Genomic DNA, 15,972 nt, shown 5'->3' with positions numbered 1-15,972 from the left:
GTGCGTACCGACAGGGCCGACCGCCGGTCAACCGGTTGAGCTCACGAACGGCCCAGCCATGATGAGTCTTTTCGTCCATCTAAAGGGCGCCAACAACATTCGCCTGATAGGTGGGGTGCAACAGGGCAGTGGCGACCACACCTGCCCTTGGTCGAAGATGCCCGCCGGAACCCGATCGAGGCGGCCATCGCACGAAACTCCGAGTATCGGCCGCTACACGAAAACTCGAATGTCGGCCGCTACTGCGGTACGTCCACACTACCGCGGCGCATCCACAAGTAGAACTCCCTTTGTGAAAGATCTTCGCAGCCAGTGGACAGTAGCTTCGTTGAACCTGGACGAGATTCATTGTGGCTCTGTCGAATTTCGTTGTGGTAGAGAGGCAATGACCTACATCTCGACGGTTCCAGCTGGTTACGAGTGGGGGCGACAGCTCGCGTGCTGCACAGATCAACATCCAGTTCTGGGACTGATCAGCAGGCCACATGATCGGGAACGCTTGCAATTCAACAAGTTTCGATCACCGCGCATGATCGGGACTTACGTGGGATCTCGTCTGTTCCTGTGCGACATCGTTTGGCAGGAACTCGGTCGAGGGTCGGTTTGCTCTCTCCCCCGTCGTGGCGCAGGTGTGCCAGGTCTGGCCGTGGTTGTGTTTGTCTCGGTCCGGAGCCGCCTCAGGGATGCAGGATGACTTTGGTCCAACCGTCGTCGCGGGCGTCGAAGTGCTGGTAGCCGGACTCGGCCTCGGTCAGCGGGAGCTCGTGAGAGACGATCCAGGAGGGCTTTGCCCGGTCTTCGTGGATGAGGTCGCGCAACTGCCGGTTGTAGTGTTTGACGTTCGCTTGTCCGGTGCCGATCTTCTGGCCCTTGAACCAGAATTTGCCCATGTCGAAGGCGATCTTGCCGTTGCGCTCGAGTTCGTCGGGGCCGTTCTGGTCCTGGGGCAGGAAGATGCCGACCACCCCGATGTGGCCGGTGAAGCGCACCGAATCCACGAGCCGGTTCATCGTCATAGCGGCGTCCTCGTGACCTTGCGGGTCGTGTGCCTGATACCCGACACACTCGCACCCCTTGTCGGCGCCGTGACCGTTGGTCTGCTCGAGGACCTGCTCGACGGGGTCGCCCTTCGAGTCGTCGATGGGTACGACGCCGATCTCTTCGGCCAGGCGCAGCCGGTCGGGGTGACGGTCGACGATCATCACCTTGCTCGCTCCCTGGATCATCGCCGAATACGCGGCCATCAAACCGACTGGGCCAGCGCCGTAGACCACCATCGAATCGCCGGGTTGCATGTCGGCCAGGCGGGTGCAATGCCATCCGGTCGGGAAGATGTCCGACAGCATCACGTAATCGGTTTCCTTGTCTTGGGCATCCTCGGGTAGTCGCAGACAGTTGAAGTCGCCGAACGGCACCCGCAGATATTCCGCCTGTCCACCCCAGAACGGACCCATCCCCGCGAAACCGAATGCGGCACCGGCCATCTTCGGATCGGGGTGCACCGTCAGACAGAACGCGGTCAACCCTTCCTCGCAGTTTCGGCAGAAACCACAGCCGATGTTGAACGGCAGACACACTCGATCCCCGGGCGATACTTTGACCACCGCATTGCCCACTTCGGCGACAATGCCCAAGTTTTCGTGACCGAGGACCATTCCCGGCTCCAGATCGGTGCGGCCCTCGTACATGTGTAGATCCGACCCACATATATTGGTGCTCGTGATCTTCACCAGCACATCTGTCGGTGCCTCGATCCTCGCGTCGGGCACATCCTTCACACGAACCTCACGAGGCCCGTCGTACACAAGCGCTTTCATGGCGACACTCCCTTAGCTGCGGCATTTCCGGTTGATGTCGTCCGGTCACAGGTGATTACGCGTGAGCGACCGACCGAATGAATCGTGCTGTTCGGGGTAGGCCCACGGCGCACGGAACTCAAGACCGTGCCAAAATATCGGCGCACCAACATTTTTCCCGCCGCGGCCCGCAGCTGAGGCTGTATTCCAGGCGTCGCATTCCCTCACCATGGAGTCTCCTCTTTCGGCTCCACGATCGCTAGGGGGCGGGATCGGTTTTCCTCGATCGGTGGGCTCGGGTTCCTTCCATTAGCCCATGGATGGTGTGATGCTTGACAGTGTTCACCACCTCGAAGAGGAGACTCGACATGGCCACCAAGGCGCTGCTGGTCCGACTTGAAGCCAAGCCCGGCAAGGAAGAAGCGGTCGAGGAATTCCTCCGATCGGCACTGCCGCTCGTCGAACAGGAGCCAGGCACGAAACCCTGGTTCGCGGTGCGGTTCGGGCCCTCGTCATTCGGCATCATCGACGCATTCCCCGACCAGGCCGCCCGCGAGACACATCTCAATGGTCCGGTCGGCAAGGCCCTCGGCGAACGCGCCGACGAACTCTTTGCTGCGCCGCCCGAAATCAGCCATCTCGACGTTCTCGCTGAAAAACTCTGAACCACCGACTGGAAAAATCCCTGTCGGCGACTGTCACTCTTCTGCTGTGAATATAGTTGTGCCACAGCCGTACCCGATTCACGAGAGCCTGCCGGCGTGCGCGGCTGTGGCGTACTGTCCGTCGCTCACTTTCTCGTTTTATTGCAAAGTGTTTCGAGTTTGAACTGACCTGCCTGGAAAGTGAAGCAGGACTTCTCGTTTCTGGAGGAGAGCTTAGTGGAGCACCACGGATCATCGAGCACGGACGATCGGTGCTAGTCCTGTTGGAATAGGTGGTCATAGCCGATGGCGAAGGTGAGGTCGGATGGATTCACCATCACCGTGCGCCGGTCACCGACCTGGGGTCGCACGCTACCTGTGGGCACCTCGCAGTCAGCGTCGAACGTGTCGAAACCCGGGCCGCTGATACGGACGGTCAGTTCGGCGGTGTCTTGGCCCTCATCGCTGTCTCGGATGCGGTTGACGGCGAGGATTTCTGCGGTCGCTGCGATCCCGGCTGCCTGGAATCGCTTTTCATCCCAGCGCCACCCGTAGGTACTGATTGCAAGCCCGATTCCGATCGGGAAGGTGAAGACTCCCCACCACAGGCCGGTCGCGAGTGAACCGTCGATCAACCCGGCGATCGGCCCGGCCAGGATGAGGCCACCGGCGATCGAGTACGTCATCATCCCGGCGGTGAAACCGATGAGTTCGACCTGTTGCGGTTCGTTCGTGTTCTTGGTGGACACCTAGAAACCTTATGTGAAGGGGTGGGTTCTGGGTGGCTGTTTTAGGGTTTGAACTGTGGTGATGACAATTCCCTGGGTGGTTGTAGGGGTTTGGGGCGCCGGCGAATTGAGGGGCCGACGGTTGGGGCCGCGGAGGCTCCGGCTTGGCAGTGTGGGGGAGTCGTGCGCGCCCGGCGGAGCGGTGTGAGTCCCGATTTGGGTTAACTTGAATATTGTTGCAGTAGTTTCGTTTTCGTCGTTGGATGTTATCTGATTGTTTTGCTTAGCGGTTTTTATCGGCAGTCACTCCCGGGTGGATCGACCACTGGTTAATCCTGACACTCCGTGCCTCATTGATTGCTCCGTTCCTAACGGATTCATCACGTCGGGTCCAGGGAGAGTGGTCAGCGTTGACCGCCTGCTGCTGGGATTGTTCTCAGCTATGGACAAGGCCATCTTTGCCCGGAATTTCGCCGACAACTGTCGCGGAATTTCTCGAAAGTCGCGGGTCGATCGGACTAGCAGACCCGGAACTTACAACTGCCTTGCCGCCGCTGGAAAATTTCCGGTGTGCGTTGCTGCCGAGTGCGTCGGACCTCCACCACGTTGGTGGACGATGACCTCTTAAAGTGGAGAAAAAGCAGCGAAGTCGATCTGCCGACGAGCGTTGGACAGCGCAGTGACCACGCAGGTGCCGAGCGGGCCGGTCCTGTCGTAGAGGGTCGCAGTACCGATCGAAATTCCTTCGGAGGCAACAGTATTGTCTGCGCGAATTCCCAGTTCGTAACCGAGAGGCAGTCGCGACAACGTGAGGGTCATGTCCGCATTGATGTACCCGGCACCCTCGGATCCCCAATGGCATATGAGGTTTGCGGTGTCACCGAGCACCGCGGCGCGTTGGAACGGCGAGATCGGTTCCCCGTCCACGAGCGCAGGCAGGCTGTGCCACGCATTTTTGCGGTCGCCATTCTGGTTCGCTGCAAAATCGTGTGTCCACTCACGGTCGCTACTCTTGAACAGCGGCGGCGACCCCAGCGGCGAAACGCATCCTTCCGGAGGCACCGGAAGGTCCAGTACCGGACTCCAGACACGACCGGCCGGCTCCGATCCAGTAGTCAGGAACACCACCGAGGCTCGTGCCCGCATTTGCTCGTCCTGCACGATGAAAGCATCCGCGGCGGTGATTCGCGTGCCTTGGCGGACAACCTCGCTGCGTACCTCGATCGGGGCAGTCGAGACCGGCTTGAACAAGTCCACTGTCAGCCGGGCCGGAACGAAGCCGGTCGGACAGTGAGTCTCGAGCTGGCGAGCGAGTAAACCACATACGGCATGACCGCCGACCTGGGTCGGTGCCCAGGCGCTGACCGCCAACTGCTCCGCTATGAGTAGCTCCCCGCGTTTGGTGAAGAAACTGACCATCGTTGCCGACTTCCTTTTCAGTTCATCTCGTCTGCTCGAATATTTCGAAATGTAACATGTTCTAGTTTATTCTGGGTGAATATCGGTTTGCGATACCGATTCCAGGAAGGCTGAACAGTGTTATGAGACAACGCTTTCAGCGTGAACACCCACCACAGGCTCGCCGGCCTCGCCATGCGTACTGACCGTCCTATCGACGCTACTGTGATCATGCGGCGCAGGTTTCGTTCGCAGATCGCTGGGGCCGCGACGTCTGCGGCCCCAGCGCGTTCTCATTCGAAATGGTTCAGTTGGCGGAGGGATCCGTTCTCAAGCTTGACGGCCGACCATGTCGAGAGCGGCGAGGTGACTGAAGAGCATGCTGGTTCCGATCGGGTTTCCGCCGCCGGGATAGACGGTGCCGCTGGGTGCGGCCATCGTGTTGCCTGCCGCGTAGAGGCCCCGAATCGGATTGCCGGCGGTGTCGAGTACCCGCGCGGCGGTGTCGGTCCGTAGCCCTCCCTTCGTGCCGAGGTCGGAGATGCCGAAGGTGGCTGCGTGGTACGGGCCGCTGTCGATTGCCACCAAGGGTGATTCACCGTTCGTGAACGCACGGTCGTAGGCCTCGTCGCCGCGGCCGAAGTCTTCATCGACACCCTTGGCGACCATCGCATTGAACCGGGCAACGGTCGCGACCAGGTGATCGCCTGGCACACCGATCTTTTCGGCCAGTTCCTCGAGGGTGTCAGCTGTGTGCCACAGGCCGGCCGCCTCGTACTTCTCGGTCTCGACCATGGAGACGTTGGTGGCCCGAACCGGTGGACGCTCGCCCTCCTTGTTGTCGTAGATCATCCAGTACGGCAGGGTGACCGAGCCATCCTCCATCTGGTCGATGACATCACGGCCGAGGCGGTCGTAGGCCGACGATTCGTTGACGAACCGCTTGCCGTCCTGATTGACAAAGATTCCGCCGGTGAACCACAGCGCAAACACCGAGCGGCCGTCCGGATGAGTCATCCCCGGAGCCCACCAGGCTTCGCTCATCAGGTCGATGTCGGCACCGACTGCCATTCCAGCCTGGTGCGCCGCGCCGAGGTTGCCCCGGGGGCTCACGGTGTCGCGGGCGGTGCCGGGCACACCGTATTTCAGGCGAAGCTCATCGTTGCCCTCGAAGCCGCCGGCCGCGAGCAACACGCCTTTGCGGGCCCGGATGGCCCGGCGCTCGCCGTGGTGATCGACAATTGCGCCGACGACAACACCCTCCTCGACTACGAGCTCGACAAGTGGTGTGTTCAACCGCAGGTCGGCGTTCGGATACTTCGCAATTGCTTTGAGGAGTCGACCTATGAGCGACTGGGCCCCGACCAGCACGTCGGGTAGCGGAGCCCCGAGACGTTCCGTGTCGAGAGGTCCTCGCATGGACGCGCGGAGGTCTCCCACCTCTACTGCCGGAATCGGCGTCGGGACGATGTGTCGCTGGCCGTCGAGTCGGGCCTTCGGCGCTTTACCGAAATAATCAGGCCACGGCCGCATTTCGAACTCGAGGTTCTCATCCTGTTCGAGGTATTCGATCAGCGGTGCTCCACCCCGGACGTACGTGTCCTGCAATTCGCGCGGGGTGCGGTCGCCAACTACCGCGTGGTAGTACTCGAGCGCGTCTTCGATCGTGTCGTCAGTGCCGGCACGCTGCAGGACCGGGTTGCATGGGAACCACACACCGCCCCCGCCGGAGTAGGCGGTGGTGCCCCCGAACTTGTCGGTGGCCTCGACCAAGATCACCTCGAGTCCTTCTCTCGCCGCGGTATATGCGCCGGTGAGGCCGCCGCCACCCGAACCCGCTATCAACACGTCGCATTCTTCGTTCCAGTTGACCATCGTCACTGTCCTTTCGATTGATACTGATTTTGATGGAAGAGGGCCAACGCCCCGGGTGTTGTGTCGACAGGCGAGGAGCGTCTCAGCGCATCGGTTGGGAAACCGTCGCAGAAGAGTTCATACAAGAAGATGAATTGCATGCCATGGCAACCCCGCCAAAACTCTATAGAGAATATCTCTCGGAAATCGTTGTGTCGCAGTCAAATTTCTCGGCAGATGGGTTCACTTCCTGCAGCGCCTCACGCCGACAATAGGTGATCACACCTATTGCGACAAGCGAACTCCGAAGCGGCATGGGAATGCTCAGTGCGCTGCGCCGAACAGTTTCGGCGTATCGGCGAAACTGAGAATCAAAACACCAGCTCGCAGCGTTATGAAAAATACATTAACGGCGTAATATGCGGGGCAACAATATAATTGAAAATCTGTACTACACTTCGTCGAGACTCGTCAGAGTTGGAGCGCGAGGTAGGTTGGATGAAGGCAAGACCTGATTCGGTTCGACGAACAAGGGATCTTCTCCGGGCAGCGGTGCTGCGTGGAGATTTCGTCGACGGCATCCTTCCGGGCGAGCGCGAACTCGTAGGTTCCTATTCGGTGAGCCGGGGGATCGTCCGCGAAGTTCTGACGCTCCTTCGGGACGAAGGGTTGATCGCACGGACTCAGGGCGTGGGGACACACGTCGTCGCCCCTACCGCTCACAGGCGACTCGAAGACATTCAAGGCATCGCAGAATTGAAGAGCGGCAATCACTTCAATGGGAGGTTGCTTCTGACATCCTTCGAGAGCACAGTGATCTCAGCGCCCGCTGCTGCATCGAGGGCGCTCGAGGTGGAAACCGGCACACCGTGTTTGCGCGTGGACTACGCGGCGGGCACGATCAGTGGAGACGTAGACGCTGCGGCCACCAACTACGTTTTGTTCCCGGAAGCGCAGCGATTGATCGACACTCCCTTCGTTGTCGATTGGTATGCCTACCTTTCGAGTGCGGGAGTGAAAATCGGTGGGTCCGATTTCACGGTCAGTGCGGTGCTCTCAGATGAAACTCTGGCGTCGGTATTGAGAACCACCGAGGGGGCGCCCTTGCTGTTGTTGGAACAAACCATCCGAGACATGTCGGGGCGAGTCTTCAACTACGCGATTGCCCACGCACGACCCGACCGCTTGCGGGTCGTTTCCCATTCAGCGCGGGGCGCAGCAACTTTCGACAGGACAGCTGTCCCTGAACGAGGCGAAAGACCGAACCGAATCCAGTGACTGCCTAAGGGTGTGCGATGGCCGTGCTGAGACCGGCCGTCGTCGCGGGGTGCCAGCTGAGGCGTCGTGCGACCTGGTGGTCACCAACCTCGACGGTGGCGTTCGGGCGCGCCCCCGGCAAAAGCGTTCAAGGCAGTTGGTTGATGCTCGGACCGGCTGGCCTAGCGGCATGTTCTCACTGAGTGAGACCTGGGACACCCTGGTGTGCGTTGGATCGTAATCATGACGCAGACGGATCGCCAGTGTCTATGCGAATGGCGGTGTTTCGGCTCGTTATGTACTAGTTCATGGAGACTGATGCTGCTGTCCATGTATGCGCGGTGGTTGTAGTTACGGATCGGATGTGCCCGACTCGTTGCTGCCAGGCCCTTCCTGTTGGATTTGCCGTCTCGATAGCACAAGAATGTGAAAACTACTCCGGCACAGCGTAACCCGTATTTTGCTTCTAGGTCTGGACGAAGTCTGCGTTCCTTCGCCTTGTCTCCGGTGAAACAAACACATGCACAAGTATTCAATCCTGCACTTGAAATGAATAGGTGCGGCGTAGTTCCCCGATGAGGAGTCAGAAATGGCACAGGTTGAGACCGTTCGAGGTTCGATTGATACGTCCGCGCTCGGACGAACCTATATGCACGAGCACATCTTCATTCTCAATACCGAGATGCAACAGAACTTTCCAGAGGAATGGGGAGACGAAGACGATCGCGTCGCGGACGCGGTCGCGAAGTTGCGGGCCCTGGCGGCGCAAGGTGTGCAGACAATTGTAGATCCAACAGTGGTGGGACTGGGCCGTTACATACCGCGGGTCCAGCGTATCGCCGAACAGGTACCCGAGTTGAACATTGTGGTAGCCACTGGCTGCTACACCTTCACCGACGTCCCGTTCTACTTCCAACATCGGGGGCCGGCACTCAATTCGGTGATGGGCGCGGAGGTTCCTGACCCGATGGTCGATCTTTTCGTCAAGGACATCACCGTGGGCATTGCCGACACCGGAGTCCGTGCCGCATTGCTCAAGTGTGCGATCGATGCTGAAGGCCTCAGGCCGGGTGTGGAACGAGTAATGCGCGCAGTGGCGAAGGCGCACCACCTGACCGGCGCCCCGATTACGGTGCACACTCATCCGGAGAGTAAGACGGCCCTCGACGTCAAGCGAGTGATGTGTGACGAGGAAGGCGTCAAGCCCGAGCGGATTGTGTTGGGCCACAGTGGCGATAGCACGGATCTAGATCATTTGACTGAACTGGCGGAGAGCGGATTCATACTAGGAATGGATCGATTCGGTCTCAACGTCAATGTCACTTTCGAAGAGCGGGCGGACACGCTGGTCGAGATGTGTCGACGGGGGTACGCCGAGCAGATGGTGCTCTCGCACGACGCGAACTGCTTCTTCGACTGGATGGACCCTGCGCTCAAGGACATGATGCCGGGGTTCGACTACCTGCATATCGAAAAGGAGGTCCTCCCGTACGTGCGTGAGCAAGGCGTCACCGAGGAGCAGATCACGGCGATGTTGTTCGAAGTTCCCCGCCGCTACTTCGAGAACGTCAGCACTTACTAGAGTGAGTTCTCGCGCCGCCGTACTTCTGGGCGAAGACGCTACGTCAGCCCGGAAGTATCGACGCGGCACCGTCAAGTTGTTGAGATCACCTGAGCGGCGACGATGCGGTGGTGTCGTCGATGTCGCTGAAAGTCATTGTCTGGGCGTGCCTCGTGCGATTCGCAACCGGGCTCAACGATGATGCGTGGGTCAGTCTTCGGTGGTCCACGCCGAGAGCGCGGCCCGCTCGTCCGCGGACAGGCGACGCAGCGTACCGGCGTCAGGGTCGGCGAACGCGAGTTGGGTGATGGCGGTGACCGCGGGCTTCGAGTCCGGTGCGGCGTGTGCGGAGCGGACCTCGTAGCGGAGGGTTACATCGACGGCACGGAGCTTCTCGATCCACATGGTGACCGCGAGCGGGCTGTCGGAGTGCTTGAGCGGGGTGCGGTACCGGACCTCGATCCCGGCGACGACGGATGTCCCGAAGAGGTTCGCGATCTCGGGGCCGGCGGATAGCAGTGAGTCGATGCGGGCTTCCTCGAGGAGCGTCACCATGCGGGCATGGTTGACGTGTTTGAAGATGTCCATGTCGGACCACCGGACGATGACGTGTGAGGTGTAGGTGCGGGCGGTCATCGGTGGAAATCTCCTCGGCTCGTGGTGAGGTTGTCATTGTCGCAGGGTGGATGGCTTCTGGTGGAGACTTGCCCAGCCAGGCTTCGCGAGCCGTGATCCGATCAACGTTCGCTAGATCAGTGCGCCGGAATGCACCCAAGCACTCTCAGGGAGGCACATCCCGCCATCCGGGAACGACTTGTGTGCAGGATTACCCACACACGCCGGCTGGGGTCCGGATCGGACACCTTCACCGATGTGGAAATATTGCCACTAGGGGTAGTCGAGTAGCGCCGCGACATCCAGCGGATTCGGCCACTGCATGGATTGCTCAGGCAGGGACTGCAAGCCGTCGGCGATGATCCACACTGTGCCCGTTGCGTCGACAGTGATTGCCGGTCGGATTGCGAAGATCGGTGCGCTTTTCACCGGTTCGAGGGTGGCGGCATCCAGGAGCGTTAGCAGTCGATACCGTCGTGTCGGATCACAGTCACCCGGCCGCTGTCCGATCGGAGAGGCGTCGCTCGATGGATGAGCCACCGTACAAACATAGGTGCCAACCTGCCTGACGTGGAACGGTTCCCAATCGAGATCGTATTCATCGCCCAACGACAGGTCGGGGAGGATCGTTGACGCCGTACCGTGATTGAACAGCCGCAGCGGGGATCCAGCGAGGAAGAGACGCTGCCGACGCGGGCCTGGAATCGATGACAGGACAGGCCCTGTGGTGACGTCACCAGCAGTGGTAACCCGCATCAGCCGTCTGCTCGATTCTCGATCGGATACTCTCGCCTCGAGTAGTACGAGAAACGAATCACCCTCTACAGCAATACTGTTGACATACTCGTCCGGAGCCTTCACTGCAATCGGATCCGCCCCCGGTGTGTGCAACCACCACACTCCGCCCGGTGAGCAGGCCAGGAAGATTTCCCCGACGACAGTACCGGCGTGTACCGGGACGTCGCTGACGCGGCAAGGTTCGAATCCTGTTGTGCATTGATAGGTTCCGTCTGTACCGGCCACCCAGCATCCGCCCGGGGTGGCCCACACGTGCCGTGAGACTCCGATGGGCCCGGGTAGGACATGTTCGGTGGCAACATGATCGGAGTCGATGCTGACCACGATTGGGAGTCCGCTGTCGACCGTCCACAGCACATCTCCCGCCGCACTCACATCACCCGGAACGAAACGCGGCCGAACGGGGTGGGGTGCGACGTCGTCGAGGTCGAGTTCGATCCATGCCCCGCTTTCGCGGTCCACCTCGTACACGTCGTCGCGCATGAACACGTCGGTGTCGAAGAACCGTGGTGATTCGGTGACCTCGCGCAGTGAGCGGTGTCCTGGCACGATCGCCCACCCGTGACTGTCGGGTTCTCGCCGGTATCGCAAGCTGAGCAACTGGACCCGCGTCACACGGCCACGCACTCGTGAAGTGAACTGGTGACTCAGCGTTCCGTAGAAGCGGCCGGTCAGCTCTACGTGGCCGGAGCGCGGGTGAAATCCTCGCCACGACGCCTCCCACCCGTCACCGCGTAGCACCCCGCTCCATTCCCAGCGGCGCGGTGAATCCTCCCCCGTGTACTGGAAGATCGGGGGATGCCCATCGGCTATGAGGACCGCACGAATCGTTACGGCGTCGATGTTCTCGGCCGGGAGTTCCGTGAAGTGAAGTGGGAAGTCGAGCACCATGCCGATCTTCGGTGGCGGTATCTCCCCATCTTCGATGGCGAGTCCTTCGATCTGCACGGCGAGCGTGCGGTGGCGGCTCATGCGCCTTTCGGTGAAGTCATAGCGTCAACAGTACCCAGCGTCAATCGGCGCGTAATGACTGGCGACATAATTGCCCCAGTAGCCTTGTGCCATGACTGGGCCGTAAATGGGAAGACCGCTGGCGCTGCCCTTTCTCCCGGTCGTCGAGCATATGAGCAATCTGGCTGACGCGGCTTCGTTCTCCGTGCAGACGAACACGGGTAGACCGTTGAGCTTCGCACCGGATTCGGTGGCTGACGTCGACGTCTTTCTCGGCGAGATCGCCATCGAAGTTGAGGGCAGCGACGAGCTGGCGGAGTTGATTTTCAAACTGGGTGGCTGGCCAGTCGTGAAACTGCCTTCGGGGTACTACGCGAATCCGATCGACAAGGCTTTCAAGCGCGTGGATAACGGGTCCCAGGACAGCCTTGTGTCGTTCTGGACGGCAGCTGTTGGTGTCTGGGAACTACTTGTCCTGCAACGGAATCGCACGCGAGATCAGCTCTGATATTTTTGTCGCCGGCAGCTCACCATCAGGTGCCTGCGTGATGTTTGTCAGAACAACGATGATCGTGCCGTCTGATTCCCGACGCGTCGTTTGGGTTTGGTAGCCGCTCATATGGCCCTGGTGTCCGGTGAGTCCGTTGAGCTTCGCGATGCCCAGTCCGTAGGGCATCGCTCCGCCGGCGACGAAGTCGAGTCGTTCTTCTTGCATTTCGGGATCCAAGAGATCCCCGGCAACGAGAGCGCGGCCCCAGATCGCCATATCGTCGGCAGTGCAAATGGCTTCGCCCGCACCGAATCCCCAGGAGGGATTGGAGTTCGTCACATCGATTAGATCCGGTTTCGGAGCCGGCGGGCTCGGGTTGTCCCACTCGGTGCCGTACTGATATCCGCGGCTGTACGGGACGGAAAGCGTCGAATCTTCCTGCGCCGGCATCGAACAGCCGGTCATCTGCAAAGGGCTGAAGATGCGATCCTGCACGAGGGCGCCAAGTGAGGCACGGCCGTGCTGTTCGGCAATAAGACCGAGCATTACGTAGTTGGTGTTCGAATAATCCCAGCCCGCCCCTGGCGCAAACTCGGCCGGTTGACCGACCGTGGTAGCGAGGAGTTTCTCCGGACTCCACACTCGTGCAGGATTGTTCGCAAGATCATTCAAGAATTGGTCGGGTGTATAGGTGGGGATGCCCGACGTCATGTTGAGTGCTTGCCTGATGGTGGCACCGTTGGTATCAAGCGTCGGAAAGTAGGGGGCCAGTGCATCATCGAGTCCGAGCTTGCCCTCTTGGGCGAGCTGCAGGACCACCGTCGCGGTCAGTGTCTTACTGATACTCCCGATTCGAAAGTGGTTCTCCACCTTCATAGGTTCGTTCGTGTCGATATTTGCGACGCCTGCCGCAACTTTGTAGGTGCCTCGATCGGGACTGGCGACAATGGCAACCAATCCAGGTATCCCCATTTCCTCCATCTGCTCGTTGATGACGGGTAGTACCGCGGACTCGAGCGAGGTTTGTGCAGAATCGAATTCCGTGGATGTCGAATCGGTTTGGCTGGCTTCTCCGCTCGCGCAGGCTGTCAGCGTCACCATCACAATCGCGAGTGTCGTGGCTGTGAGTTTCATGGCATCTCCCTGAAGTTGACGACGTCGTCGTTGAGCGGAAGTTGGTTGGTTCGTTCACCGGCATTCGGCCCCGTCGCGAAAGCGTCTGTTGCAGTGCATACTCGGAGCATCAGGCAGCGGGCGGAAAGTCGACGATGGTGGAATACAGGGGGAGCTGATTCTTGCGCTCTCCGGCATCGGGACCCTCCGAGACATTGACGAAAATGCCTTCGCCGGTAGAAGAAGCCTCCACGCCTACAGCTCCGACGAACGTGAACCGGTCGATCTCGTATGCGACGTTGTCACCCGACAGCGGTAGCGGCGCTCGGGACACGTGAAAGTGGAGGTGCGGCGCAGTCGTGTTCCCCGAGTTGCCGAGTTTGCCGATTACCTGCCCTCGGGTGACCGTGTCACCGACCTTTACCGACGCGCTACCCGGGATCATGTGTGCGTAGAAGGCGAAGTTCCCGTCACCGATGTCGATAATGACGTAGTTTCCGGCCAACTGATCAACGGCCACGCCCTCCGGAAGGATCTTGGGCGGAACATCCGGCATGTCCGAAACCACGGTCACGACCTTGCCGTCGGCAACTGCCAACAACTCGGCGCCGTATCCGGAGTAATCCTCGTTTCGGGTTCCGTCGCCGACGGCGACTGCGTTGGCCTGATTGGTTTGCATCCAGTCGATGGCATAGCGCTCGGCGCCGTTCATCCTGCCGCCCAACGCCATCACTACACCTCGGTGCGCATTCATTACGCAACAGCTGTTGTCGGCAATCCAACCATCACCGGCAACCGGCGGCCCGATGACGACGGGCGAGGCCCCACTCGTCCGCACCGCCCCGCCGATCTGGGTAGTGCTGTCCGGGTACAACGCGCCGTGTGCTTCCGATCCGGGCGTCGCCGCGCCGAGCGTGGCGCTGATGCGGTGTGTCACTTCGGCCGGAACATCGTCGCGGCTGTCGTAGACGTCATCGAGAAGGAGCACTACCGTGCGACCCGCGGCTATGTCGCCGGACGTCGGCGGGAACTGGAGAGTCCGTGCTGCCACCTCTGCTTGTCCTGCGGTGGTGACGACCTTGCCGTCAGGCCCGTCGGCGAGGGTCTCGACCCGCGTGATCGTCACCGGACGCGGTGTGACGTTGAACAGCTGGATCTCGTAGGCCACATGAACTTTCCCGTCGGTGCCGGCGACCGGAATCGGATCCGGTCCGAGAGTGGTGATCACCAACGGCGTCGCCACATCTCGGTCGAGCGAGTATCCCGGCGGAACCCCGCCGCGAGGATCGACGGTCGGTGTCGAAGCTGCCGTCGAGTCGGTGGAGCCGACAGATGAACACGCCGCCAGCAGGGTTGCACATGCAACGAGAACTATTGGGGCCCTTCGCATTGTGGTGTCCTTACCTGGGGAAGTTGATGACGTCCGAATTGAGCGGGAGCTGATCGGTTCGCTCTCCCGCATCCGGTCCTTTCACGAGGGAATCTGTGGCCGTCGAGCCCACGAATGTGAAGCGGTCGATCTCGTAGGGCACGTTGTCGCTGGACAAGGGCGCCGGGGCCCGAGAGACATGGAAGTGCAAGTGAACCTCCGTGGTGTTGCCCGAGTTGCCCAAGTCTCCGATTACCTGGCCGCGGGACACCTTGTCTCCAACCTTCACCGACGCCGATCCCGGGATCATGTGCGCATAGAAGGCGTAATTGCCGCCGCCAATGTCGATGATCACGTAGTTGCCACCGAGTTGATCGAACGTCAGACTTTGGTTGACTTGATGCGGCGGCTCGTCCTTCTTGTCAGACACAACTGACACAACGGTGCCGTCGGCCACCGCCAACAGCGGTGCGTCGTAAGCGAAGTAGTCCTCGTTCTTCGAGCCGTCACCGTCGCTGGAACTGAGAACCGGGTTGTTCATATCGATACGCATCCAGTCGACGGCATAACGTTCGGTCCCGTTGATCCGTCCGCCCACAGCCATCATCGCTCCACGGTGCGATGTGATCACGCAACAGCCGTTGGCCGCCACCCAACCGTCACCGGCGAGGGGTGGCCCGATGATCACTGGCGAACGTGCACTTGTCTTGACCGCTCCACCGATCTGAGTCACGGTGTCCGGATATCTCGCATTGAGGCCGGAATCCTGTGTGATGAAGGGGCCATACGAGGTGACCAGCCGATGGGTCACCTCAGCCGGTACGTCCGCGCGAGTGTCGTAGACCCCATCGAGTACCAACACAACAGTGCGCCCGACGGGGATGTCGGTAACCGGCGCCGCTTCGAAATTTGCCAACGGGAAGGTACGGGCCAGCACCTCGTCTTTCGTCAGGCTCGCTACTACCTCGCCGTCCGGTCCACCGGCCAGTGTTTCGATCTCAGTGATGGTCGCGGGCCGCGGCGACAAGTTGAGTACCGAAATTTCATAGGCCACATGAACTTTGCCGTCTGTACCGGTAACCGGAATCGGATCCGGCCCGAGTGCCGTAACGACAAGTGGTGCCATCACATCGCCGTCGAGCGGGTAGCCGGGTGGGATGCCACCGCGGGAATCGACGGTCGATGTCGCCGACGATTCGGTGGAATCGGCAGCTGACGAGCAGGCCGCAAGTAGCGCGGCACATGCAACGAGGACTAGTGAAGCTCTACGCATGGATGGTGTCCTTTTATGAATAGGCAATTCCTCGCCGCCGTAAATCAGTCAGTTTCAGATCCATTCGTCGTCATGAACCCGAGAGCGGAATCAGATATGCCGGGTCGACGTATTGTTCGAGCATA

The 15,972-nt window shown here is 60.3% G+C and carries 13 protein-coding genes; 4 read left to right on the top strand and 9 right to left on the bottom strand.

Going from position 1 to position 15,972, the window contains the following annotated elements:
- Positions 1–677 precede the first annotated feature (677 nt).
- Positions 678–1,817, bottom strand: coding sequence for a glutathione-independent formaldehyde dehydrogenase (locus C7T36_RS12825; protein WP_045065852.1), 1,140 nt, complete (start codon positions 1,815–1,817; stop codon positions 678–680).
- A 347-nt stretch (positions 1,818–2,164) separates the two neighbouring features.
- On the opposite strand from C7T36_RS12825, the gene C7T36_RS12820 reads away from it, so the two are divergent.
- The gene (locus tag C7T36_RS12820) at positions 2,165–2,461 is read left to right on the top strand and encodes a putative quinol monooxygenase (protein WP_045065850.1); all 297 of its coding nucleotides are present in this window, start codon (positions 2,165–2,167) and stop codon (positions 2,459–2,461) included.
- 254 nt (positions 2,462–2,715) lie between these two features.
- Here the strand turns inward: C7T36_RS12820 and C7T36_RS12815 are convergent, their stop codons facing one another.
- The 3 genes from C7T36_RS12815 to C7T36_RS12805 form a co-directional block, all read right to left on the bottom strand.
- Positions 2,716–3,189, bottom strand: coding sequence for a hypothetical protein (locus tag C7T36_RS12815; protein WP_045065848.1), 474 nt, complete (start codon positions 3,187–3,189; stop codon positions 2,716–2,718).
- Positions 3,190–3,792: 603 nt separating this feature from the next.
- Positions 3,793–4,587 (bottom strand): thioesterase family protein, encoded by a 795-nt coding sequence (locus tag C7T36_RS12810; protein ID WP_045065846.1) that lies wholly within the window; start codon positions 4,585–4,587, stop codon positions 3,793–3,795.
- A 309-nt stretch (positions 4,588–4,896) separates the two neighbouring features.
- Positions 4,897–6,447: an FAD-binding protein gene (locus C7T36_RS12805; RefSeq protein WP_258190606.1), complete on the bottom strand. Its 1,551-nt coding sequence runs from the start codon at positions 6,445–6,447 to the stop codon at positions 4,897–4,899.
- Positions 6,448–6,918: 471 nt separating this feature from the next.
- Here C7T36_RS12805 and C7T36_RS12800 point away from each other — a divergent pair, with 471 nt between their 5' ends.
- Both C7T36_RS12800 and C7T36_RS12795 read left to right on the top strand, forming a co-directional pair.
- Positions 6,919–7,698, top strand: coding sequence for a GntR family transcriptional regulator (locus tag C7T36_RS12800; protein WP_084702558.1), 780 nt, complete (start codon positions 6,919–6,921; stop codon positions 7,696–7,698).
- Between the two features lie 568 nt (positions 7,699–8,266).
- On the top strand, positions 8,267–9,259 hold the full coding sequence (locus C7T36_RS12795; protein WP_045065841.1) for a phosphotriesterase: 993 nt from the start codon (positions 8,267–8,269) through the stop codon (positions 9,257–9,259).
- 189 nt (positions 9,260–9,448) lie between these two features.
- Here the strand turns inward: C7T36_RS12795 and C7T36_RS12790 are convergent, their stop codons facing one another.
- Positions 9,449–9,874 (bottom strand): thioesterase family protein, encoded by a 426-nt coding sequence (locus C7T36_RS12790; protein WP_045065840.1) that lies wholly within the window; start codon positions 9,872–9,874, stop codon positions 9,449–9,451.
- 252 nt (positions 9,875–10,126) lie between these two features.
- The gene (locus C7T36_RS12785) at positions 10,127–11,623 is read right to left on the bottom strand and encodes a hypothetical protein (protein ID WP_045065838.1); all 1,497 of its coding nucleotides are present in this window, start codon (positions 11,621–11,623) and stop codon (positions 10,127–10,129) included.
- 151 nt (positions 11,624–11,774) lie between these two features.
- Here C7T36_RS12785 and C7T36_RS12780 point away from each other — a divergent pair, with 151 nt between their 5' ends.
- Positions 11,775–12,110 (top strand): hypothetical protein, encoded by a 336-nt coding sequence (locus C7T36_RS12780; RefSeq protein ID WP_106939721.1) that lies wholly within the window; start codon positions 11,775–11,777, stop codon positions 12,108–12,110.
- Here the strand turns inward: C7T36_RS12780 and C7T36_RS12775 are convergent.
- From C7T36_RS12775 to C7T36_RS12765, 3 genes are all read right to left on the bottom strand, one after another.
- Complete coding sequence (locus C7T36_RS12775; RefSeq protein WP_052683439.1) at positions 12,069–13,226, bottom strand: serine hydrolase; 1,158 nt, start codon at positions 13,224–13,226, stop codon at positions 12,069–12,071. The two genes, C7T36_RS12780 and C7T36_RS12775, sit on opposite strands and share 42 nt — an antisense overlap.
- Positions 13,227–13,335: 109 nt before the next feature.
- Positions 13,336–14,595, bottom strand: coding sequence for a M23 family metallopeptidase (locus tag C7T36_RS12770; protein ID WP_045065832.1), 1,260 nt, complete (start codon positions 14,593–14,595; stop codon positions 13,336–13,338).
- A 10-nt stretch (positions 14,596–14,605) separates the two neighbouring features.
- Positions 14,606–15,847: a M23 family metallopeptidase gene (locus C7T36_RS12765; protein WP_045065830.1), complete on the bottom strand. Its 1,242-nt coding sequence runs from the start codon at positions 15,845–15,847 to the stop codon at positions 14,606–14,608.
- Between the last annotated feature and the right edge of the window lie 125 nt (positions 15,848–15,972).

The organism is Rhodococcus sp. AD45-ID (assembly GCF_003023755.1).
Lineage (GTDB): Bacteria > Actinomycetota > Actinomycetes > Mycobacteriales > Mycobacteriaceae > Rhodococcus_F > Rhodococcus_F globerula.
This window is presented reverse-complemented; position numbering and strand designations above follow the sequence as displayed.

Coding starts and splice junctions, on each gene's coding strand:
- C7T36_RS12825 (WP_045065852.1), bottom strand. CDS start 1,817: ATGAAAGCGCTTGTGTACGACGGGCCTCGTGAGGTTCGTGTGAAGGAT.
- C7T36_RS12820 (WP_045065850.1), top strand. CDS start 2,165: ATGGCCACCAAGGCGCTGCTGGTCCGACTTGAAGCCAAGCCCGGCAAG.
- C7T36_RS12810 (WP_045065846.1), bottom strand. CDS start 4,587: ATGGTCAGTTTCTTCACCAAACGCGGGGAGCTACTCATAGCGGAGCAG.
- C7T36_RS12800 (WP_084702558.1), top strand. CDS start 6,919: ATGAAGGCAAGACCTGATTCGGTTCGACGAACAAGGGATCTTCTCCGG.
- C7T36_RS12795 (WP_045065841.1), top strand. CDS start 8,267: ATGGCACAGGTTGAGACCGTTCGAGGTTCGATTGATACGTCCGCGCTC.
- C7T36_RS12790 (WP_045065840.1), bottom strand. CDS start 9,874: ATGACCGCCCGCACCTACACCTCACACGTCATCGTCCGGTGGTCCGAC.
- C7T36_RS12785 (WP_045065838.1), bottom strand. CDS start 11,623: ATGAGCCGCCACCGCACGCTCGCCGTGCAGATCGAAGGACTCGCCATC.
- C7T36_RS12780 (WP_106939721.1), top strand. CDS start 11,775: ATGAGCAATCTGGCTGACGCGGCTTCGTTCTCCGTGCAGACGAACACG.
- C7T36_RS12775 (WP_052683439.1), bottom strand. CDS start 13,226: ATGAAACTCACAGCCACGACACTCGCGATTGTGATGGTGACGCTGACA.
- C7T36_RS12770 (WP_045065832.1), bottom strand. CDS start 14,595: ATGCGAAGGGCCCCAATAGTTCTCGTTGCATGTGCAACCCTGCTGGCG.
- C7T36_RS12765 (WP_045065830.1), bottom strand. CDS start 15,847: ATGCGTAGAGCTTCACTAGTCCTCGTTGCATGTGCCGCGCTACTTGCG.